The 1,389-nt window shown below is 50.8% G+C and carries 1 protein-coding gene; it reads left to right on the top strand.

Going from position 1 to position 1,389, the window contains the following annotated elements; translation table 11 throughout:
- The coding region (locus tag GQS57_RS18215) for a zona pellucida domain-containing protein (protein ID WP_165734400.1) at positions 1-1,350 on the top strand (1,350 nt) is incomplete at its 5' end.
- Between the last annotated feature and the right edge of the window lie 39 nt (positions 1,351-1,389).

Here is a 1,389-nt window from a genome sequence, read left to right as displayed (position 1 = left end):
GACTGGGGGTTGAAGTCGTCCAACAACGTCCAGTTTGTTAGGATGGGGTTCTTGCAATGCGTGTTAGTGCTGGTTGTGATTGTGGCTTTTGATCTGAAGAGTGCATTGGGAAGTTTGAAACTCCGTCAAAGTCCAAGCAGCAGAAAGCCGCAATCAGCTCCAGCTTCCAGAGTTCCTGATCTTTCATCTCAAGGGTTCTTGAATCCTTTCCAAAAAGCTTCTCCGCTTCCGAGTCTTGACTACAGAAAATTTGCGCAAGACCCTCTTGGTCTTCAGGAGAAGCAGCTGTTGCAGGGTCCAGTCAAGCCTTTGGACTGGAAGTTTCCCATCGTTCCAGAGGTGCAACGTGAGTTGGCGGTGAACTTCCAGTTGAGGAAACCTGTGACTCCCAGTAGTGTGGCTGTTCAATGCAGTGAGGACCGGGTTCATGTGGAGGTGAAGAAGGATATGTTCAGCAATGGTCAACTGATCCAGCCATCTGGTTTGTCTATGGGAGGCTGTCCTGTTGTTGGTGAGGACTCTGCCTCTGGGGTGCTCATCTTTGAATATGCACTGCAGGACTGCAATAGTGTGTTGATGATGACCGAGGATGAGCTCGTCTACACCTATGCGGTTACCTACACTCCTGTGGCATTTGCTGGCACGCCGATTACCCGTACTGAGGGTGCAGTTGTTGGCGTTCAATGCCACTATCAAAGGCTCCATAATGTGAGCAGTAATGCTTTGAGGCCAACTTGGGTTCCTTATGCTTCAACGGAGGTTGCTGAAGACGTCTTGGTGTTCTCCATGAAGCTCATGCTGGATGACTGGGCCAATCAGAGGCCTTCAAATGTTTACTACTTGGGTGACATTATTAATATTGAGGCATCTGTGAAGGTGTACAACCACGTCCCCCTGCGTGTGTTTGTGGACCGCTGTGTGGCCACCCAAGTACCTGATGTGACTTCTGTTCCGAGATATTCCTTCATTGAGAATCATGGGTGCCTTGTGGATGCCAAGGCTACGGCTTCCAGCTCCCACTTCTTGCCTCGGACCCAGGAAGACAAGATCCGGTTCCAGCTGGAGGCTTTCATGTTCCAGGGAGGATCCAGTCCTTCTATCTACATAACGTGTACCGTGAAGGCCACTCTTGCTTCTGCACCCAGTGACGCTCTCCACAAATCCTGTTCCTTTTCCAACGGGTGGCTTGCTGCTGATGGGAACCACCAGGTTTGTGCTTGCTGTGACTCAACATGTGGTCCTGATGGTGGAAGTGATGCTCCTATTGGGGGTGTTCATTGGGAAGGCAAGGCCTCACTCGGTCCTGTAATGGTTCAAGGGCGACAGAAGACTTTGGCTGGTCTTCAGTAAACTGGGCTGGGGGGGACCCATAGCTGTCTTGCAATAAAC

The sequence above is a fragment of the Polaribacter sp. 20A6 genome, from assembly GCF_011378915.1.
Taxonomy (GTDB): Bacteria; Bacteroidota; Bacteroidia; order Flavobacteriales; family Flavobacteriaceae; genus Polaribacter; species Polaribacter sejongensis.
Note: the sequence above shows the minus strand (reverse complement) of the source record. Positions and strands in the feature narration are given on the sequence as shown.